This window comes from Meiothermus cerbereus DSM 11376 (assembly GCF_000620065.1).
Classification (GTDB): Bacteria; Deinococcota; Deinococci; order Deinococcales; family Thermaceae; genus Meiothermus; species Meiothermus cerbereus.
This window is the reverse complement of the sequence record NZ_JHVI01000007.1, coordinates 126,949-145,833: the sequence shown is the minus strand read 5'-3', so window position 1 is coordinate 145,833 and position 18,885 is coordinate 126,949. Positions and strand designations below refer to the sequence as shown.

At 59.8% G+C, this 18,885-nt stretch carries 16 protein-coding genes and 1 pseudogene; 8 read left to right on the top strand and 9 right to left on the bottom strand.

Features of this window, described 5'->3' with window-relative positions; translation table 11 throughout:
• Window positions 1-104 precede the first annotated feature (104 nt).
• Window positions 105-2,036: a DNA topoisomerase subunit B gene (locus Q355_RS0102820; RefSeq protein ID WP_027876391.1), complete on the top strand. Its 1,932-nt coding sequence runs from the start codon at window positions 105-107 to the stop codon at window positions 2,034-2,036.
• On the opposite strand, the gene Q355_RS16645 is transcribed toward Q355_RS0102820, so the two are convergent.
• On the bottom strand, window positions 2,033-3,718 hold the full coding sequence (locus Q355_RS16645; protein ID WP_156941853.1) for a peptidoglycan DD-metalloendopeptidase family protein: 1,686 nt from the start codon (window positions 3,716-3,718) through the stop codon (window positions 2,033-2,035). The two genes, Q355_RS0102820 and Q355_RS16645, sit on opposite strands and share 4 nt — an antisense overlap.
• A 117-nt stretch (window positions 3,719-3,835) precedes the next feature.
• On the opposite strand from Q355_RS16645, the gene Q355_RS16145 reads away from it, so the two are divergent.
• From Q355_RS16145 to Q355_RS17060, 3 genes are read left to right on the top strand one after another with little or no spacing between them, the layout of a single operon-like run.
• A complete protein-coding gene (locus tag Q355_RS16145; protein ID WP_027876390.1) occupies window positions 3,836-4,417 on the top strand; it encodes a peptidoglycan-binding domain-containing protein in 582 nt (193 codons plus the stop codon).
• A gap of 2 nt (window positions 4,418-4,419) precedes the next feature.
• Complete coding sequence (locus tag Q355_RS0102800; RefSeq protein WP_027876389.1) at window positions 4,420-4,860, top strand: hypothetical protein; 441 nt, start codon at window positions 4,420-4,422, stop codon at window positions 4,858-4,860.
• Window positions 4,861-4,862: 2 nt separating this feature from the next.
• Window positions 4,863-5,279, top strand: a complete 417-nt coding sequence (locus Q355_RS17060) for a DUF6636 domain-containing protein (protein WP_036258533.1) — start codon at window positions 4,863-4,865, stop codon at window positions 5,277-5,279.
• A gap of 103 nt (window positions 5,280-5,382) precedes the next feature.
• Here Q355_RS17060 and Q355_RS17285 read toward each other — a convergent pair.
• A pseudogene (locus Q355_RS17285) lies at window positions 5,383-5,844 on the bottom strand (phage integrase N-terminal SAM-like domain-containing protein); the annotation flags it as partial.
• Window positions 5,845-6,152: 308 nt separating this feature from the next.
• Between Q355_RS17285 and Q355_RS16330 the strand changes: the two are divergent.
• Window positions 6,153-7,715 carry a TRM11 family SAM-dependent methyltransferase gene (locus Q355_RS16330; protein WP_211247146.1) on the top strand — a complete coding sequence of 521 codons (1,563 nt, stop codon included), beginning with the start codon at window positions 6,153-6,155 and terminating at the stop codon, window positions 7,713-7,715.
• A 21-nt stretch (window positions 7,716-7,736) separates the two neighbouring features.
• On the top strand, window positions 7,737-9,077 hold the full coding sequence (locus tag Q355_RS0102780) for a hypothetical protein (protein WP_051529275.1): 1,341 nt from the start codon (window positions 7,737-7,739) through the stop codon (window positions 9,075-9,077).
• A 101-nt stretch (window positions 9,078-9,178) separates the two neighbouring features.
• On the opposite strand, the gene Q355_RS0102775 is transcribed toward Q355_RS0102780, so the two are convergent.
• From Q355_RS0102775 to Q355_RS0102745, 7 genes are all read right to left on the bottom strand, one after another.
• Window positions 9,179-9,991, bottom strand: coding sequence for a carbohydrate ABC transporter permease (locus Q355_RS0102775; RefSeq protein ID WP_084496024.1), 813 nt, complete (start codon window positions 9,989-9,991; stop codon window positions 9,179-9,181).
• Entirely contained in the window at window positions 9,988-11,112 is a 1,125-nt protein-coding gene (locus tag Q355_RS0102770) for a carbohydrate ABC transporter permease (protein WP_027876384.1), read from the bottom strand. Before Q355_RS0102770 ends, Q355_RS0102775 begins: the two co-directional genes overlap by 4 nt.
• A 118-nt stretch (window positions 11,113-11,230) precedes the next feature.
• Complete coding sequence (locus Q355_RS0102765; RefSeq protein ID WP_027876383.1) at window positions 11,231-12,466, bottom strand: ABC transporter substrate-binding protein; 1,236 nt, start codon at window positions 12,464-12,466, stop codon at window positions 11,231-11,233.
• Between the two features lie 13 nt (window positions 12,467-12,479).
• Complete coding sequence (locus Q355_RS0102760; RefSeq protein WP_027876382.1) at window positions 12,480-13,682, bottom strand: ROK family transcriptional regulator; 1,203 nt, start codon at window positions 13,680-13,682, stop codon at window positions 12,480-12,482.
• 83 nt (window positions 13,683-13,765) lie between these two features.
• On the bottom strand, window positions 13,766-14,230 hold the full coding sequence (gene dtd / locus Q355_RS0102755; protein ID WP_027876381.1) for a D-aminoacyl-tRNA deacylase: 465 nt from the start codon (window positions 14,228-14,230) through the stop codon (window positions 13,766-13,768).
• A gap of 41 nt (window positions 14,231-14,271) precedes the next feature.
• On the bottom strand, window positions 14,272-15,102 hold the full coding sequence (locus Q355_RS0102750; protein ID WP_027876380.1) for a DegV family protein: 831 nt from the start codon (window positions 15,100-15,102) through the stop codon (window positions 14,272-14,274).
• Window positions 15,103-15,144: 42 nt separating this feature from the next.
• On the bottom strand, window positions 15,145-15,984 hold the full coding sequence (locus Q355_RS0102745; RefSeq protein WP_027876379.1) for a DegV family protein: 840 nt from the start codon (window positions 15,982-15,984) through the stop codon (window positions 15,145-15,147).
• A gap of 258 nt (window positions 15,985-16,242) precedes the next feature.
• On the opposite strand from Q355_RS0102745, the gene serA reads away from it, so the two are divergent.
• Window positions 16,243-17,808: a phosphoglycerate dehydrogenase gene (serA, locus tag Q355_RS0102740; RefSeq protein WP_027876378.1), complete on the top strand. Its 1,566-nt coding sequence runs from the start codon at window positions 16,243-16,245 to the stop codon at window positions 17,806-17,808.
• An 18-nt stretch (window positions 17,809-17,826) separates the two neighbouring features.
• Window positions 17,827-18,885, top strand: coding sequence for a pyridoxal-phosphate-dependent aminotransferase family protein (locus Q355_RS0102735; protein WP_027876377.1), 1,059 nt, complete (start codon window positions 17,827-17,829; stop codon window positions 18,883-18,885).

The following is an 18,885-nucleotide window of genomic DNA, read 5'->3' as shown; positions in this document are numbered from 1 at the left end:
CCTGCCAATAACCCTACCTTTTGCCTGTGTGGGGCGCACTATTCGACAAATTATAGATTCGACCTTTTTATTACGTAAATAACGAAATATGTTATACTGTTCAAGTGAGCACTGAAGTTACTGCCAGCTACGACGCATCTGCAATTAAGGTTCTGAAAGGTCTGGAGGGGGTTCGCCACCGCCCGGCCATGTACATTGGTGGCACCCAGGCCGATGGGTACCACCACCTGTTCAAGGAGATCCTCGACAACGCGGTAGACGAAGCCCTGGCCGGTTTCGCCACCGAGATCGTTACCACCCTCCACCCCGATGGCTCCATTACGGTTGAGGACAACGGACGTGGGATTCCGGTAGACATTATGCCGGAAGAGCAAAAGCCTGCAGTAGAGGTGATTTATACCGTACTGCACGCTGGGGGTAAGTTCGAGGAGGGCGCTTACAAAGTTTCGGGGGGGTTGCACGGGGTGGGGGCCAGCGTGGTGAACGCCCTATCGGTGTATACCCGGGTGGAGGTCTTCCGCGATGGCAAGCACTACCTGATTGAATTCAGCCGGGGGGAAGTTACCAAGCCCTTGCAGCTGGTGGGTGAGGCCCCCAAGGGAAAACGCGGCACCCGCGTCACCTTCATGCCCGACCCAGAGATTTTTGGCCCGGATCAGAGGTTCGAATCCAGCCGCTTGCGGGTGCGCTTGCGCGAAGTCTCTTTTTTGGTGGCCGGTCTCAAGCTGGTTTTTAAGGATGAGATTCACCAAAAGGAGGAGGTTTTCTTCGATAAAGGGGGGGTGGCCTCTTTTGCCAGGTTTCGCGCCGATGGCGAAGAACTGCTCTACGACAAGCCGGTGCTCCTGCAGGGCCAGGTGGATTCGGTGGGGGTGGAGGTTGGCCTGATCCATACCAAGGGCTACAGCGTTAACCTGGTTAGCTTTGCCAACATGATTCCCACGGTGGATGGGGGTACCCATGTTTCGGGCTTCAAGACCGCCTACACCCGGGCCATCAACGCCTATGCCAAAAAAGCGGGCTTGGTCAAAGACTTAGAACCCACCGGCGACGACCTGCTGGAAGGCCTTTCCTGCGTGATCTCGGTCAAGATTCCTCAGCCGCAGTTCGAGGGTCAGACCAAGGGCAAGCTCCTGAACCCCGAGGCCGGTACGGCGGTAAGCAAGGTGGTGTACGAAAAGTTTTCCGAGTACCTCGAGGAAAACCCCCGCATCGCCAAAACCATCTACGAAAAAGCCCAGCGGGCGGCCCAGGCCCGCGAGGCGGCCCGCAAGGCCCGCGAGCTGGTGCGCCGGGCCAACCCCCTCGAGTCCGACGACCTGCCCGGCAAGCTGGCCGACTGCCAGTCGGAAGACCCCGCCGAAGCTGAGTTGTTCATCGTAGAGGGTGACTCGGCGGGCGGCAGTGCCAAGAGCGGGCGCGACCGCCGTTTTCAGGCCATCCTGCCTTTGCGCGGCAAAATTCTAAACGTCGAGAAGGCCGGTCTGAACAAGGCCCTCAAAAACGCCGAGGTGCGGGCCATGGTGGCGGCCATTGGCGCGGGCATTGGCGGCAAGGACAACGAGGAAGCCCACTTCAACATCGAAGACCTGCGCTACCACAAGATCATCATCATGACCGATGCCGATGTGGACGGCTCACACATCCGCACCCTGCTTTTGACCTTCTTCTACCGCTACATGCGCCCCATCATCGAGCAGGGCTATCTGTATGTGGCCCAGCCGCCCCTGTATGGCCTGCGGGTGGGCAAGAGCAAGCATATGGAGTACATCTTTGACGACGAGGCCCTCAAAAAAGCCCTGGCCAGCATCGGCGACAAGCCCTACGAGATCCAGCGTTTCAAGGGCCTGGGCGAGATGAACGCCGAGCAGCTCTGGGAGACCACCATGGACCCCGCCAAGCGGGTCTTGAAAAAAGTAGAGATGCACGATGCTTCCTACGCGGCCCAGATTTTTGACGACCTGATGGGCTCGGACGTGCAACCCCGCCGCGAGTTCATCGAAGAGAACGCCCGCTACGCGAAGATCGAAGTCTAGGGCAACTCCAACACCCACAGGTTGCGGTCGCGGCTGCTCAGAAACACCAGGCGCTGCCCGTCGGGCGATACCTGCCACTGGTCGTGTGAGACCTGGGTGCCCAGGTCGGCCAGCAGGCGGGAGGTGCGGCTTTGCAGGTCGTACTCGAAGAGGCGGTGGGTGGGCTGGCCCAGCAGCAGCGGAATGTATACCAGGCGCCGGGCGTCGCGCCAGCGGTAGGAGCCAAACCAGTCCAGGCGCTGGCCTTGGCCCCCGCGAGAGACGACAAACAGGCCGTTGCGCTCCGGGCGGTCGAAGGCCACATAGTAGGCCACCCAGCGCCCATCGGGGCTGGGCAGGACGCTGCGCATGGCAGACGCACTGGCAAGTACACGGCGTTCGCTGCTCTTGAGGTGCAGGGTCTCGAGGTTGCGCAGGGCATCCTCTGGGGCGCGTTTGCCGGTGAGCAAAAGGGTATTCTCGTCCAGCCAGCCGGTCAGGCCCCCGCCGTAGAGGGTTGCCACGCGCACAGGCGCTTTCCCCAGCGCAGCCACCCAGACCTCGGAGCGACGCCGGTCGAAGTTGCCGACTGGCTCGGTGGTGTTCCAGGCCAACTGTCGGCTGCTGGGCGACCAGGCCACGTTGCCACCCTGGGTGTGGATGTAAAAGCGCTGCCCATCCGACAGGCGCTCCACCAGGCTGGGCGCTCCGGGCAGCAGGGCGTAAGTAAAACTGGGGTTGTAAAAAGCGATGGGAAGCAGGGGTTTGGGGCTTTCGGACTGCCCCATGGAGACCCCATAGAAGGCGGCAGGGGCGCTTGGCTCGGGCTTATCTATGAACAGCACCGTAGCGGAGTCGGGGCCCCAGATGGGGTTCACGCAACAGCCGCCGGAGGTGAGGCGGCGGGGTGTGGGGGAGCGGTTGCGGGCTGGCTGCACAGTGGAAAACCGGGCCGTGCCAGGCAGACCGGTAAAACCCCCGGAAAGCAGCCTGGGCTGGGTCGGGGTTATCTGAAGCGATGGCCAGGGGCGCTTGTAGTCGTTGAGCAGGGGGCCGCCCCGGCGGGCTTGTGGCTGCTGGTCGGGGTGCTGCCAGCGGCGGGGGTTGTCCAGGTCGCGCTGGAAGCCCCTCGAGAACCCCCCCACCAGGCTTAGGGTCGGCCAGTCGGCGGCGATATAGGGAATGGGGTTAAAAAAGCGCTGGTGGGAGCTGTCGCGGATTTCCAGGTGCAGGTGTGGGGCGGCGGTGCAGCTTAGCTGCGAATCGCCCACCTTGCCCACCACCTGCCCGCGCCGTACCCTGGCCCCCACCCGCAAAGGGGGGCGCTCGAGCAGATGGCCGTACAGACTGGCCAGCCCGTTGCCGTGGTCAATGACCAGGTTGTGCGGTGGAGACCCGTGCGGCCCGTCCACCTCTACCACCACCCCATCCCCAATGGCCACCACGGGCGTGCCACAGCGGGCCGAAAAGTCCAGGCCAAAGTGAATCCCCTGTCCGGCCCGGTAGCCGCTGTTCCGCTGGCGGTAGGCCCCGGTGGTGTTGCCGTAAAGCTGACCCAAGAGCCAGGTGTTGGGGCCGGGCGGGCCTTGCAGCGGCAGGCCAAATTGCTGTGCGGGCTTGGCGATTCGCTCGTCGGGGAGGGGAGCGGCGTAGTGAGCCAGGGCCATACTCCAAGCCAACACTCCCAAAATTGCCCATCGCATAGTTCGATTATCCCTGGGTTGCTCTTTGGCGAATGTGGGGCGGGGGCATCAAACCTTGCGCTGAAATAAACCTGGGTCTACGTTTTGACTTGCTAACCTCAGGCAGGAGGAGCACCCGTGCGAAACCATCTCACCTTTCTGCTCATCGCCCTTGGCCTTTTGCTGTTTCCGCAAGCCCTGGCCCAGGCCAGCTTCTACGCCCGCCCCCTTAGCCTACAAAACAGCCGATTGAAAGGTGAGGACGTCTATAGCGTGCAGAGCTTCCTGCTCAATGCCGGCTATCCCGAAGTGGGCGAACTCGACCGTATCTACGGCCCCCGCACCTGGCAGGCGGTGATCAACTTCCAGGAGATCGAAGGGGTGCAGGGTGACCCCAAGGGCACGGTGGGGCCCAACACCTGGGTAGCCATGTTTTACAGCGGAAGCCTCAAAGTCCCCCTGTTCTCGCGCCCTTTGCAACTGCAAAACCCCCGCCTGCAAGGTACTTCGGTGCGCACCCTGCAGCAACGTTTGCTCGAGCTCGGCTACCGCGAGGTGGGTGAGGCCGATGGGTTTTTTGGGCCCAAGACCCAGGCTGCGGTGGTGGCCTTTCAGCGCCGGCTATCCAGCGCAAGCGGAGTCAGGGTACGCACCGATGGGGTGGTGGACAGTGTAACCTGGGCCAACCTCTTCAGCGACTTTGCCCCTGAAAAAAGGTAGATATGCGCTGGCTGCTGGTACTGTTGCTTACCGGGCTGGCCGTAGGGGCACCCCAATGGCTGCCCTACTGCAATGCCCGCTTTGACTTTTGTGTGCAGCGACCCGCTTTTATGGTTCCCCAGCCGCCGCCCGAAAACGGCGACGGGCAGGAGTTCCGCCGGGGTGCGGCCCGCCTGGTGGTCTCGGGGGCGCTGGATGTGAACGTTTTTACGCTGCCCGATTTGTATAAGCTGGCCCAGAAAAAGATGCTGGTGAAGTATAAAACCCTCAGACCCAACTTCTATGTGGTATCGGGCCTGGACGGCGATACGGTAATCTACGAGTACAAGAGGCTCGAGAACGGGGTGTTTTACACCCTCTACCTCGAGTACCCCCTTTCGCAAAAAGCCACCTACGACCCCCTGATCAAACCCATGCTGGACTCCTTCCGCATCCGGAGATAAACGTGAAAAGATGGATTGTTCTGGCTTTTTTACTCTCTGTCGGCCTGGCCCAGGGCTACTTTGAGCTGGGGGGCTTCAAAACCCCTTCGGGCAACATCCACTGCTTTGCCTATGCCGACCGGCTCACCCAGGAGGCGGTGCTGCGCTGCGACCTGCTCAAAAACCAGGCCCGCCTTCCGGCCAAACCCAAAGACTGCCAACTCGACTGGGGCAACGCCTTTGGCCTAGGCGAACGGGGTAAAGCCCAGCGGCTTTGCGTAGGCGATACTGTGGCCGACCCCCGCTTGCCCGTGCTGGCCTATGGCAAGGTCTGGAGCGAGGGCGGTTTCCGCTGCGAAGTAACCCCGGCCCGCCTGCGCTGCACCAACCGGGATAAGCGGGGTTTTGAGCTGGCTCGAGCCGCCCAGAAGCTGTTTTAGTGAAGCCTGCCAAGGGGTATTTGCGCGCCAGTGCGTTGGGCACCTCTACCTCCCCATATCTTTCAGCCAGGTCGAGATCGTGCAAGGCTTTGGCGTGCTCGAGCTGCCTATGCAACCCATCCACCAGCTTAGCTGGCAACATGGTTCTGCGTTCCCGGTCGCCTTTAGTCTCCCGCACCGTGATTTCCCTGCGGGTAAAGTCAACGTCCTTGACGCGCAAGCGTAAGCCCTCCATCAGGCACATCCCGGTTCCGTATAGCAGCGACAAAACCAGATGGTGAACCCCACCGGTATGCTCCAGTATGGCCTTATCCTCTTCCCTGGTAAACACTGTGGGCAAGTGCTTGGTCCGTTTGGCCCGGATGGCCTCGATGTTCTCGGGTAGGGGGTTCTCGAGTACCGACTTGTACAGAAAAAGCAAGGCTGACAGGGCGACATTCTGCGTTGAGGCTGAAACATTTTTATTGACTGCTAGGTCAGTCAAATAGGCCCTTACTTCCTCTACCCCCATATCTCTTGGATGCTTTTTGCTGTGGAACCAGATAAAATCGGTAATGTAGTACAATTACGACTGCTTGGTGCTACGCGCCAGATGACGAACCCTGATGGCCTCGCGCACCGAGTTTAGGAAAGGGGAGGTTTTAAATGAATAGAGCTTTGGTGGTTTATCGGCATTCGCCACTTCGGCATAACTCCTCTAAGCAGAGGATTATACCGCAGGCGCGGTATAAATACTAGTTGGGTGGCTTGCGCCAAACTCAAAAACCTAGTTGCGATCGGCAGGCTAAGACTTTCCCAATCATGCTCACAAAAGTAAGAGTGATAGAATTTGTTACGCTGGCTTATCTTGTAAGGCTATAAAAGGACTCGGCAGTGAATAAACTTTGCCCGTTTTGTAATACAGCAATCGAAACTTCGCTTGTTCGCCATATTAAATCAGAACATGGCGAAGATACTTTGCGTAAAGCCGTTCTAGCGGACAAACGCAATGGCACACCTGATGTGGAAATTGGTGATAAATACGGTATCTCGTTCAGTTATCTTGAACGAGTCATCACCCAGGAATACGGAACCAACATAAGCACCATTACTCGCCGAAAGTCTAAGATAACACAATGGGAGCCAAAGGGTTTTCAGCTAGAGACAACCACTGTTTGGAGTTTCAAGAATCGGGGCAAGTGGGCGACCCACGACGGACGCTATCGTGGGAACTGGTCTCCATACATTCCACGCAATCTTATCTTGCGGTATTCACAACCGCATGAAGTCGTGCTGGACTATTTTAGTGGCGGGGGAACGACTGCTGTAGAAGCGAAGCTTCTAACTCGTCGCTGTATCGCACGTGATATTAATCCAGACGCATTAGCGTTGACGAAAGAAAACCTTGATTTCCAATTGCCCCAAGATATGTTTTCAGGCAATGGACACTTCCCCATCCAAATCGAACTTGGTGATGCGAGAGACTTGTCCTCTATCGAAGACGAATCCATTGATTTGATTTGTGCTCACCCGCCATACGCTGGCATTATTAGTTACAGCGCAAATGCGGTTGACGGCGATCTCTCTACACTTTGTGTTCCTGAATTCATAGACGAAATGCAAAAGGTAGCCCGCGAGAGTTACCGCGTGCTTAAGGCAGGGCGGCAGTGCGCAATCCTGATAGGCGACTCGCGAAAGTCCAAACACATTGTGCCCATTGGTTTCCTGACCATACGCGCTTTTCTGAATGCTGGCTTTGTTCTCCGAGAGTTAATCATCAAACGTCAGCATAATTGCAAGACAACAGGGTTTTGGTATTCCAACAGCATTCGCTACAACTTTCTTTTGCTGGCACATGAATTTCTCCCCGTTTTTGAGAAGCCTGCCAGATCGAGAACCATCGCGGAGACCAGACAACTTAGTTGGCTAAGTGATATTGAAACTCAGAAAGTTGAAGAAGCTATAGAACGAGTAGAGAGAGAGCAATTAGAAACAACCAGCGTTTGGATATTTCCTGCCCGCCAAATGCAAGCAGAGATTCGTCGAAATCTTCTTGGCAGGTTTGCCAAAGCAGGCGGGTCAATATTGGAGATCGATCCCGACAGAAAAGTTGAGCCGCGCGCTAATGGCGCTCATCATACACTGGCGTACATTCACCATCACTCAAACTATAACCTTGCTTCCCAAGGGTATCTTGACTTGCTTGAGATGGCAGTAGCAAAAGCAACACAGTGCCTGGAGCGCGATGGCTTCTGCGTTGTAGAAACACGCGATTTCCGCAAAGATGGCGTGCTTATACCGATGGGTCTTTTGGCATTCGAACGCCTACAAAAATCGGGGTTGGAACTTCGAGAAATTGTTATTGCTACTTCAGAAGAGAATCGGCCTTTCGAACCGCCCTCAGAAGGATATCTCGGCATAGCACACAAGTATTTGCTCATTTATCGCAAGCCCTGAAATTCCGCCTTCGGAGGTGACATGACTTTTCGTAATTTCATTTCTCATCTCAATCAGCAAATCGGAATTCCGTTGCCACGCGACTGGGAAACGGCTACTGATGAAATTGCTTTAGCTCAACGAGTTCTTGAACGTCTGAATGAATACTTCTTTCAAACTTATGATGGTATCGGGACGACCACGCTCAACGATAAAGAATATCAATACTTCTCAGAGTTTCATAAATTCTGGGAGGCTCATCACGCCGAAATTCTCAATGCAAGAATCGACCGAATGCAAGCACACATAGCCGCCCGCGCGTTGCACAATGCCTTCTTGAAGTACGGGACGGACATCTTCCATGTCACGCTGAATACACGCGGTCTCTCAAAGCAAGCCGTAGCACAGGTCAGGTTTTTCACTGCCAATCAGGATTTTCGCGAACCACCCGAAGATCAATTTGGCAAATACCTTGAAGACCACACGCAATTTGACGCCCGCGCAATTGCCGATGACCCTGATGGCTTCCTGAGTTTCTTGGGAATGACTCGACTTTCTCAAAGTGACAAACGTCTGGACTATGCCAAACATGCTGCTGAGTTTCTGCTTGAACGCAATATAAGTGCCTACGATATCGCGGCGCATTATGGAAATGACGCCGAGAAGATTCGACAAGCATTTCTAGCCAATGTGGGCATGGGCTACGGACGCAAAAAAACGGATATGTTCATCCGTGATATGGTGGTGCTAGGCGTGTGGCCTGAACTATCCAATCTGCAAGTTGTTGACGTTGCCAGTGACCGCAACACTATGAAGCTTGCGCTGCGAACCCGCGTCCTTCAGACAGATATTCCGCTGCTTTCCAGTTTTCTCGATATTTTTGGCTATCAATATGAACACATTGACGCGATGAGTGCAGCGGCTTGGCGCGCGGTGTGGGAAGAATGGAAAGCGGTCGAACCCAAAACCGCTCCAATCGCGCCATGCATGATGGACTTTTTACTTTATAGAATCGGGCGTGAATACTGTGACGACAAGCTGGTTGAGTTTGTTTGCGAAAAAGGACATCGCTTTTTTCATTTTGGCGCACGGCTAAAACTATGCCGTGAGTGTCGCAGCACACTAACACCTGTGAAAAGGCTCTTACCCTGCCAAGTTCACAGCCAGCAGTTGCCGCGCGATGAAGAAGGCGCGTTACGCTTGGACGAATCAAATCTACTTCGAACTTTTGATGGTGTTTGTATTTTCGAGTCGGCTTGCAAACCCAAAGCAAATGATTTCAAAAAGCTCTCTCCGCCAAAAGCCATCTCAATTATCGGCCGTACAGGTTGGACAGATTCGTACGCCTACAAAGATGAAGGCGGTGGTGGAATGATGGGGTAGGGTTTCAACGTCAAAGACGCCACCCAACAAGCGCGTCAAGCCGACACGCTCCGCTTCGCTCCGCGTGCGGCTTACGCGCGAGCCGTTAGAGCTCCAAAACCCTACCCCTTCACCGACCCCGCCAAAAGCCCCCGGATAAAGTAGCGGCCCAGGAAGATATACACCAGCAAAGTGGGCAGGGCCGCCAGCAACGCGCCAGCCATGGGCAAGTTCCACTTGACTGCCTCGCCGCCCGCGAGCTGGGCCAGTGCGACCGTGATGGGCTGGTTGGCGGGACTGCTGACCAGGGTTACGGCGAACAAAAACTCGTTCCAAATCTGTGTAAACTGCCAGATAATCACCACCACAAAACCCGGCAGCGATAGGGGGAAGACGATGCGGCTATAGATGCCGAAGAACCCCGCGCCGTCTATGCGTCCGGCCTCGATCATCTCGTCGGGGATTTCGGCGTAGTAGTTGCGGAAGATCAGGGTGGTGATGGGCAGCCCATACACCACGTGCACCAGCACCAGCCCCCACAAGGAGCCTCCCAGTCCAATCTCGCGGATGAACTGGAACAAAGGAATCAGCACTGCCTGGTAGGGGATAAACATGCCAAAAAGCATGAGCGGGAACACAATGTTGGCCCCAGGAAAGCGCCACTTGGCCAGCACGTAGCCGTTGAGTGAGCCCAGCAAGGCCGAGAGGATGGTGGCGCTGATGGTCAGCACGAAGCTGTTTTGCAGTTTGGGTAAAAAGGCCGTCCAGGCCTGGGCAAAGCTCTCCCAGTACCAGCGCTCGGGTAGCCGCCAGGTGTCCTTGAGGGTGATGGCGGCGGGTTCTTTGAGGGCGGTCACAATCACTAGATACACCGGCAGCAAGAAAAACAGCGTGGCGATAAACAAAATGCCGTACTGTACGATGCGCCCAATCATCGCCGCACCTCGCTTTTGAGCTGGCTGTACAGGTAGGGCACAATTACCGCCGCAACTAAGAGCAGCAGAATCATCCCGATGGCGGCGCCTTTGGCGATCTGGTTGGCGCGGAAGGTGGTCAGGTACATCAGCAGGGCCGGTACATCGGTGGGGGCATTGTCGGCCCCGGCCATGGCGAAGATCAGGTCGAAAATTTTCAGGCTGATGTGGCCCAGGATAATCATGGCCGAAAGGGTGATGGGGGCCAGCAGTGGGAGGATGATGCGCTGGTAGAGTTGCCACTCCGAAGCCCCGTCTACCCGGGCAGCTTCGCGCAGCTCCTCGGGGATGCCGCGCAGCCCGGCCAGGTAGAGGGCCATGGTGTAGCCCGACATCTGCCAGACCGCGGCCAGGATGATGCCGATAAAGGCCAGGTTGAAGCCGTGAAGCTCGTCGTAGGGGAGGGGTTGCAGAGAGCGGCCCAGCGTGAAGGCCCAAAGAAAGAGCAGGGCTGCCGAGCCGGAGGCAATGTAGCCCCGCCGCCGCTCACCCCCGCGGAAGGCTCCAACAGCGATGAATATAAGCACCAGACCCACCACCAGGGCCGTGATGAAGGGTACATCGTTCCAGCTAACCTGCCAGATCTGCTCACGGCTGGTGAGCCAGGCAAACTCGCCTTTGGGCAGTCCCACCAGGGTGGGTAGCTGGTTGACGCCCCCCTGCGGTTGCAGCATCCAGCGCCAGATGGTGCCGGTGACGATGAACGACAGCGACATGGGGAACAAAAAGATGGTGCGGAAAAACCCTTCGCCCCTGGGGCTTCGGTCCAGCACGATGGCCAGCCCCAGCCCTACGCCCAGGCAGCCCAGGATAAAAAACAGGGTGAAGAAAAAGGTGTTGAACAAATCCTGGCGGAAGCGGGCATCGATGAAGCCGGTAAACAGCTCGCGGTAGTTTTCAAAGCCGATGAAGCGAATCTGGGGGTTGGCCGAGAGGGCCTGGGCGGGGTCTTTGCCCCAGTCGGTGAGGGAGATATGGAAAGTCTGAAAGATAAAGCCATACACAAAGACTGCCAGCAGCACCAGCGAGGGCAGAATCACCAGGAAGCCGTACAGGGTATCTTTGTTTTGGAACCAGCGCATCTTCACCTCTGGGGTTGGTACTGCTTTTAGGCGTTCATTCCATGTTTGTTTGGCTAAAAGTTCGATTGCTTGATCCAGATGGGGCGGGGGCAGACCCGCAGGCCTGCCCCCTAAAGGCTTACTGGCCCAAACGAACCTGGTTGGCGATGGCCTGTGCGGCGTTGGCCGCGGCCTGGGCGTTGCGGCTCGAGAGGTAGATTTCCATCACGGTGCCGAACTGGCTCATGAAGGATTCCGGAGCCACTGCGCCGTGCACCAGCGAACCCACGATGCGGTTGGATTTCCAGTCGCGCATGGCGGACTGCAGGTAGGCGTTGTATTTGCTGGGGTCGGAGTCGGTGCGGGCAGCAATCGAACCTTTGAGCGGGTTGAAGGCGTCCTGCCCTTCCTTGGAGCCTACCAGCCGCAGCCAGTTGATTGCGTTGGTGCGGTTTTTCACGCCCTTGGGCAGTCCGAAGGAGTCGGAGAGCATCATGAACACGCCGGCGGTACCGGGGGCGGGGGCCCAGCCGAAGCCCTCGCCGGGCTTGAGGCCCTTGGTGGTGGTCATGTAGCCGGCGGCCCAGTCACCCATGATGTTAAAGGCGGCCTGGCCCTCGAGCACCCGGTCTACCGCTTGCTGCCAGGAGAGGCCAGCGGCGTCCTTGTTGGCGCAGTCCAGCACGCGCCCGAAGGTGTTCCACACCGCGACTGCCTTGGGGTCGGTAAAGCGCAGCTTGCCGCTCCAGAGGTTGGCGTAGTCGGCAGCGCCCAGCACCCCCAACGCCACCGACTCCCACAGGTGTTGCTGCGTCCAGTTTTCACCCAGGGCCAGGGGGGCCTCGAGGCCTTTGCCCTTGAGGGTCTGGCAGACGGTGAGGAACTCGGCCCAGGTTTTGGGCGGCTGCACACCCCACTCGCGCAGCTTGGCCGGAACGTACCACATTACGTTGGAGCGGTGGATGTTGACCGGCACGCTGTAAATCTTGCCCTTGTAGGAGATCAGGTCAATGAGCCCCTTGGGGAAGCGGTTCATCCAGCCTTCCTGATTAAACAGGGCGGTCAGGTCTTCCATGCGGTCGGCCACCACCCAGGTGCCGGTGAGCTCCTGTCCGGCGTGTACCTGGAAGCTATCGGGGGGGTCGCCGCCCAGCATGCGGGTCTTGAGCACGGCCTTGGCGTTAACGCCCGCGCCGCCGGTAACGGTGGCGTTGATCACCTCAACGTTGGGGTAGCGCTTCTTGTACAGGTCAATCAGGGCTTGCAGAGCGGGGCCTTCGTCCCCGGCCCACCAGGAGAAAATCTCCAGCTTTCCCGACTGGGCCATGGCCAGTGAACCCAGGGCCAAAATCAATGTGAGCCATAGTTTTCGCATACTTGTACCCTCCTTAACTGCGCGATACGCCAATGGTTGCCCGACCACCCAGGGGGGAGATTGGCGGGCTCCACTCCCTGGTTCCACCATTTGCTAAAAAGCGCTGCAGCACCAGAGCTGCTGCGCCCATAGCCGGAGCTAGATGTCCGAACGCGCTGGGTTTTACCGGTATTTCGGCGTGTTCGGGGATAAAAGCGAGGTTGCGGATGGTCTGGCGCAGGGGGGCCTCGAGCCACTTCCAGGCTTCGGCCCCAGCCCCACCCAGCACCACCACCGCGGGATCGAAGGCGACGCACAGGTTCACCACAAAGCGCCCCAGTTCGTAGGCCAGGTTTTGCAGAGCTTGCAGGGCGTAGGGGTCTTGCTGCTCGGCCCGCTGCAGGATGCCCCAGAAGCCTTCTTGGCGGTTGCTGGCCGCCTGGTAGCGCTCTACCATGGCCCGCAGTGAGAGGGTGTCTTCTACGTCCCCTGCACGGCTGCGACTGTAGGGCTGGCCGGTGAGCCAGTGGCCCAGCTCGCCGGCGGCCCCCAGACGGCCCCGGTAGACCTGACCGTCCACCACCAGCCCCGTACCCAGGCCCGTGGTCATGACCACGTAGACCAGCGGGCTCTGGTTCTCGCCCCAAAAAGTCTCGCCCAGGGCGGCGGCGTTGGCGTCGTTTTCTACCAGGGTAGGCACTTTTAGAAGGGCCTCGAGCATCTCCGCAGGCTGCTCGTTGCGCCAGCCGGGGCCCGGGGCATAGATCAGCTTGCGCCCGCTGACCACCCCAGGGATGGCCAGCCCCACCCCCAGCAACTCGGCGGGGTTGGAGAGCCGGGCTCGTACCTGCTCGGCCACTTTGGATAGCCGCTCAGCCAGCGGGGTATGGGGGCTTTCGACCCAGTCCCACTCGCCGTGAATCTTGTTGCTCAGGTCGAGCAGCACAATCTGGGTATTCTCCACGCCCAGCTCGACGCCTAAGGCCAGGGTGTGCTGGGGGGAAAACTCGAGCTCGGTTCCTGGCCGGCCCAGGCCAGGCTTGTGCTGGTTGCCTTCATCCAGCAGACCCTCCTCCAGCATCTCCTGCACCAGCGAGGAAACCGTGCTTTTGGTGAGGCCCACCGCCCGCGCCAGCGCGGCCCGGCTTAGCGGCCCACTGCGGCGCAAAGCCTCCAGAATCAGGCGGCGGTTGAGCCGCTTGATGGCTTGCTGGTCAAGGGGAGCGTTGCGGGCCATGGCACGCCTTCAAGGAACGGGTTATTTAGTAAGTTCAGCGAACGAACTATATTCCACCAGACCGCAGGCTGTCAACTGTAGGCTTATAGTCGTCTGGGCTGAAGCCGCTGCGAAGAGTCGAGCCAGAGGGTTACGGGGCCGTCGTTGGTCAGGTGTACTTCCATGTGGGCCTGAAAGACCCCGGTTTCCACATGCAGCCCTTGCCCTGCCAGCAGGTCGCAAAAGCGTTCGTACAGGCGTTTACCCTCATCCGGGGGCGCTGCCCCCACAAAGCTGGGACGGTTGCCCTTGCGGGTATCGCCGTAGAGGGTGAACTGCGACACCACCAGTACCTCGCCCCCCACCTCGGCCAGCGCTCGGTTCATTTTGCCTTCTTCGTCAGCAAAAACCCGCAAAGCGGCGATCTTGTGGGCCAGGTAGACGGCATCCTCCAGGGTGTCGCCCCGGCCTACGCCCAGCAGCACCAGCAGCCCGGGCCCAATCTGCCCCACAGTCTGGCTTTCTACCTCGACCCTGGCCTGAGAAACCCGTTGAATCACGGCACGCATGGCCCAACCATAGCAGGGCAAAATGGGAAAGGGGAGGGGGTTTAGCGCGGAGCAGCAAACAGGGCCACCGTGCCGGGGCCGGTGTGGGCGGCCACCGCCGGGCCACACTCACGCACATCCTCGACGACCACACCCTCCTGGCTGATGAGCCGGCGCAGTTCCTCCACCCCCTGGGAGTTGTAGGCGTGGGCCAGCACTACCCGGGCCCCTTCAGGAAAGGCTTTGCGGAAGGCCTCGGCCATTTGCTGCAGGCCCTTGTGCCAGCCCCGGGCCCGCTCGAGGGGCCGCACCAGCCCATCCCGCACCTCCAGCACCGGTAAGAGCTTCAGGAGTGAGCCGATGAAATGCTGCAGGCCGCCAATCCGCCCGCCCCGGTGCAAATACTCCAGCGTAGCTGGCAACACAAAGCCGCGGATGCGCTGCGCCAGCGGGGCGATGGCCTCTTCCAGCCGATCCCAGGATACCCCGGCCGCAAGCTTGCGCCGGGCCTCCTCAATCACGAACGAAAGCCCTCCGTTCAGGGTCAGGCTGTCAATCACCTTAACGCGGCCGCCAAATTTTTCGGCTACCATGCGGGCGGTCGAACAGGTACCCGAGAGCTTGCTGGAGACGTGCACCGAAACTATGCGGTCGAATTTTTCTAGCAAATTGCTATACAGCGCCTCCAGATCTGTTGCCGAAATCTGGCTGGTGCTCACCTTTTTGCCAGCAAGCTGGGCCTCTATAACCTGGCTGGGGGTGATCTCTACAAAGTCGCGGTAACTCTGACCCTCGATGATGACCTGCTGAGGAACCAGGTAGATGTCCCGCTCGAGGGCTTCTTGCGGGGAGAGGCCCAGGGTCGAATCGGCCACAAAGGCGGTACGTTCCATGTTTGCCTCCTGATTATGCAAAGCGGCCTCTCGCCATCCTGGCTACAGGCTGTAGGCATAAAACCCGTACACCCCCGGCCCGGTATGGGTCGAGATTACCCCGCCGATGCTGCTGGTAACCCGTTCCTCCAGGGGCAGCCCGGCAGCCTGCACCGCCGCTTTGAAGGCGGCCACATCGCCTTCCTCGGCGTTGTAGAGGTAGTAGATGCGGATTTTTTGACGGCCTGCAGACCAGGTTTTGAGGGCTTCGACCATCTCGGCCAGGGCCTTTTTCTCGCCCCGGGCCCGGCCTGCTGCCTCTACCCGGCCTTCTTTGAGGGTCAGGATGGGCTTGATGCCCAGCAGGCTGCCCAGAAGGGCCTGGGCCCCACCGATGCGCCCGTTTTTCTTGAGGTAGTCCAGGGTGGCCAGGGTAAAGCGCACGATGTGGTCGGAGCGGATGCGCTCGAGCTCCACCAGCACTTGCAGCAGATCGGCCCCCTGATCCAGCATCTCTTTGGCCCGCTCGACCATCATCCCAATACCCATGCTGGCGGCCAGGGTATCGAAGACAGTAACTTTTCCTGGAAACTCCTGGCTGGCGAGCTGGGCCGATTGCACGGTGCCGGAAAGCTTGGAAGAGATGTGGATCGAGAGCACATGGTCGGCGTGCTGCAAGGCCCGTTCGTAGGCAGCTTTGAAATCGACCGGGGAGGGCTGGCTGGTGCTGGGCATCCCGGCCCCGGCCTTGACCCCTTCGAAGATATCGCTGGGGGTGATCTCGACCCAGTCTTTGTGGATTTTGCCCTTGAAATTGACGTATAGAGGAACTACCTCGACGCCCATCTCGGCAGCACGGGTTTGTAGGTCGGAAGTGGAGTCGGTTACGATGGCTATTCTCATTTTGGCTCCTGTGGCTGAATGCGCACTCCTCTAAACCGCCAGAGCCTTGCCGGTCTGGTTCGGCGAGGGTGGGCGCAGAGGGTGGTACTTCTTCGTGGTGTAAGTCTAGCACAGGCTTTTGTCTTTGCAAAAGCAAGGCCTTGAGAAGGCACTAAAGGTTTATATTGTGCCAAACTGCACAAAATGATAAGGTTGGAGGCGTGTTGATTTGGGGATAACCTCCTCAACCCATCCCAAATACAACCGAGGGCCAGAGCTATGTGGAAAGTGCTAGTGACCGACGAGATGCGGCTGGGGGAGGTCAAGCACCCCCAGGTACGCCTGGACTACAAGCCCGGTATGACGCGGGAAGAGCTTCTAGGGGTGATTGGAAGCTACGATGCCCTGATTACCCGCAGCCGTACCCAGGTAGATGCCAGGGTGCTGGAGGCTGGGATCAGTCTGAAGGTGGTGGGCCGGGGTGGGGTAGGGGTGGATAACGTGGACCTCGAGGCCGCCTCCCGCCGGGGCATCCTGGTGGTGAACGTGCCCGAGGCCAACACCCGCTCCGCCGCCGAGCTGGCCTGGGCCTTGCTGCTGGCGGTGGCGCGGGGGGTGGTGGAGTCCGACCAGAAAATCCGCCAGGGCCAGTGGGACCGCAAATACCTGGGCCTCGAGCTCAACCACAAGACCCTCGGCATTGTGGGGCTGGGGCGCATTGGGGGGCAGGTGGCCAAGTTCGCCAAGGGCTTTGATATGCGGGTGCTGGCCTACGACCCCTACATCCCGCGCAGCCGGGCCCAGACCCTGGGGGTCGAACTCTTGGACGACCTGGCCGATATGTTGCGCCAGTGCCACTTCCTGACCGTGCACACCCCCCTCACCGAGGAGACCCGCGGCCTGATTGGCCGCCGCGAGCTGTACCTGCTGCCCAAGGGGGCGGTGGTGGTCAACGCTGCGCGCGGGGGCATTGTGGACGAAAAGGCCCTGTTGGAGGTGCTGAACGACGGGCACCTGTGGGGCGCGGGTCTGGACGTGTTTGTGGAGGAGCCTCCGGGTGCCGAACACCCCCTGGTGCACCACCCCAAGGTGGTGCACACCGCCCACCTGGGGGCCAACACCCTGGAAGCCCAGGAGCGGGTGGGTGAGGCGGTGCTGGAGCGGGTCATCGAGACCCTGCAGGGCAACCTGGCCCACGCCCTCAACACCGGCTTCGACGCCGAGGGTTTGCAGGTGTTCTCCTCCTGGCTGCCGCTGGGCGAGGCTTTGGGCAAGCTGCTGGCCCAGATCACCCAGGGCCGGCCCCAGACGGTGGAGGTCTCGTACTACGGCGATTTTGAGAAAAACCCCGACCCCATCGCCTCGGCGGTGGCCAAAGGCCTGCTCGATCAGGTGCTGGGGGCCGGGGCTACCAACCTGGTCTCGGCCCGGCCCCTCATGCGCGACCGGGGCATCTCGCTCATCACCCGCCAGGTCGAGCAGTCGCTGGACTACCGCCAGGTGCTGGAGGTGCGCCTCGAGACCGACCGGGAGACCCGCAAGGCCCGGGGGGCGGTGCTGGGCGGCAAACCCCGCATCGTGGGTATTGACGACCACACCGTAGAGGCCGTGCCCAGCGGCTACATGCTGGTCTGCATCAACCGCGACCGACCGGGGGTGGTAGGCAAGGTGGGCACCCTACTGGGTGAGAACAGCATCAACATTGCGGGGATGCAGCTTGGCCGCGACAACCCCGGCGGCAAGGCCCTGTTTGTGCTGGCCATTGACGAGCGCCCCAGCGAGGCGGTGCTGGAGGTGCTGCGCGGGCTGGACGTGCTCGAGCGGGTGGACTTAGCTGCGCTTTAGGGAGATAAAATGCCCGGTATGTACCGCCCCCGCCTGCTCACCCCCGGCCCGGTCGAGCTGCACCCCAGGGCCCTGGAAGCCCTTTCCCGCCCCCAACTCCACCACCGCAGCGACGAGGCCAAGCGGGTTTTTCTCAAAGCTAAGGCCGGCCTCGAGGCCGCCTTCAAGACCCAGGGTCAGGTTCTGATGCTCACCGGCTCGGGCACGGCGGCCATGGACGCCCTGGTGCAGAACCTCTTTGCGCCGGGGGCCCGGGTGCTGGTACCGGTGCACGGCAACTTCTCCGAGCGCTGGGCCAAAATTGCCCAACAGGCTGGCCTCGAGGTGGTGCGCCTGGAGCTCGAGTGGGGCCGGGTGGTGCGACCTGAGCACCTGGAAGAGGCCAGCGGCCCCTTCGATGGCCTGCTGCTGACGCACTCCGAGTCCTCGACCGGGGCCCTGAACGACGTGCGCACTCTGGCCCAGGCCTTCAAGGCCCGCTTCCCAGAGGGCTTAGTGGTGGTGGACGCCATTACCAGCATGTTCTTGAGCGAGTTCGAGCTGGAAGGCTGGGGCCTTGATGCGGCGGCTTGTGGCTCGCAAAAGGGCATCATGTGCCCGCCGGGGCTGGGCTACGCGGCCCTCTCGCCCCGGGCCATAGAACACCTGAAGCCTCGAGGCTTTTATCTGAACCTGGCCTCCGAGCTCAAGGTGCAGAGTTCCGGTGAGTCGGCCTGGACACCGGCCATCAACCTGGTGGCCGCCACCGCCGCGGTGCTGGAGGAGTTGCTGCCCCGGCTGCCCGAGCACCTCGCCCTCAAAGAGCAGCAAAACGCAATCCTCTACGCCAGCGGTGAGCGGCTTGGCCTAAAGCCCGTCCCCGAGGTAAAAAGCCCGGCCACCACCTGCTTTTACCTGCCCGAAGGGACAAGCTACGCCCAGCTCAAGGAGGCCTTCGCGGCGCGGGGGGCCACCATCATCGGGGGGCAGGGCCAGCTCAAGGGCCGGGTCTTCCGTCTCTCGCTGATGGGCTACTCCGATCTGTACGATGCCTATGCGGTCGCGCGGATGCTCGAGGATGTGCTGGCTGATTTTTGA

Excerpts from the sequence above, each read along its gene's own strand:
- Q355_RS0102765 (WP_027876383.1), bottom strand. The coding sequence starts at position 12,466 with ATGCGAAAACTATGGCTCACATTGATTTTGGCCCTGGGTTCACTGGCC.
- Q355_RS0102770 (WP_027876384.1), bottom strand. The coding sequence starts at position 11,112 with ATGCGCTGGTTCCAAAACAAAGATACCCTGTACGGCTTCCTGGTGATT.
- serA (WP_027876378.1), top strand. The coding sequence starts at position 16,243 with ATGTGGAAAGTGCTAGTGACCGACGAGATGCGGCTGGGGGAGGTCAAG.
- Q355_RS0102735 (WP_027876377.1), top strand. The coding sequence starts at position 17,827 with ATGTACCGCCCCCGCCTGCTCACCCCCGGCCCGGTCGAGCTGCACCCC.
- Q355_RS0102800 (WP_027876389.1), top strand. The coding sequence starts at position 4,420 with ATGCGCTGGCTGCTGGTACTGTTGCTTACCGGGCTGGCCGTAGGGGCA.
- Q355_RS0102750 (WP_027876380.1), bottom strand. The coding sequence starts at position 15,102 with ATGGAACGTACCGCCTTTGTGGCCGATTCGACCCTGGGCCTCTCCCCG.
- Q355_RS0102775 (WP_084496024.1), bottom strand. The coding sequence starts at position 9,991 with ATGATTGGGCGCATCGTACAGTACGGCATTTTGTTTATCGCCACGCTG.
- Q355_RS0102760 (WP_027876382.1), bottom strand. The coding sequence starts at position 13,682 with ATGGCCCGCAACGCTCCCCTTGACCAGCAAGCCATCAAGCGGCTCAAC.
- dtd (WP_027876381.1), bottom strand. The coding sequence starts at position 14,230 with ATGCGTGCCGTGATTCAACGGGTTTCTCAGGCCAGGGTCGAGGTAGAA.
- Q355_RS0102745 (WP_027876379.1), bottom strand. The coding sequence starts at position 15,984 with ATGAGAATAGCCATCGTAACCGACTCCACTTCCGACCTACAAACCCGT.
- Q355_RS16645 (WP_156941853.1), bottom strand. The coding sequence starts at position 3,718 with ATGCGATGGGCAATTTTGGGAGTGTTGGCTTGGAGTATGGCCCTGGCT.
- Q355_RS0102780 (WP_051529275.1), top strand. The coding sequence starts at position 7,737 with ATGACTTTTCGTAATTTCATTTCTCATCTCAATCAGCAAATCGGAATT.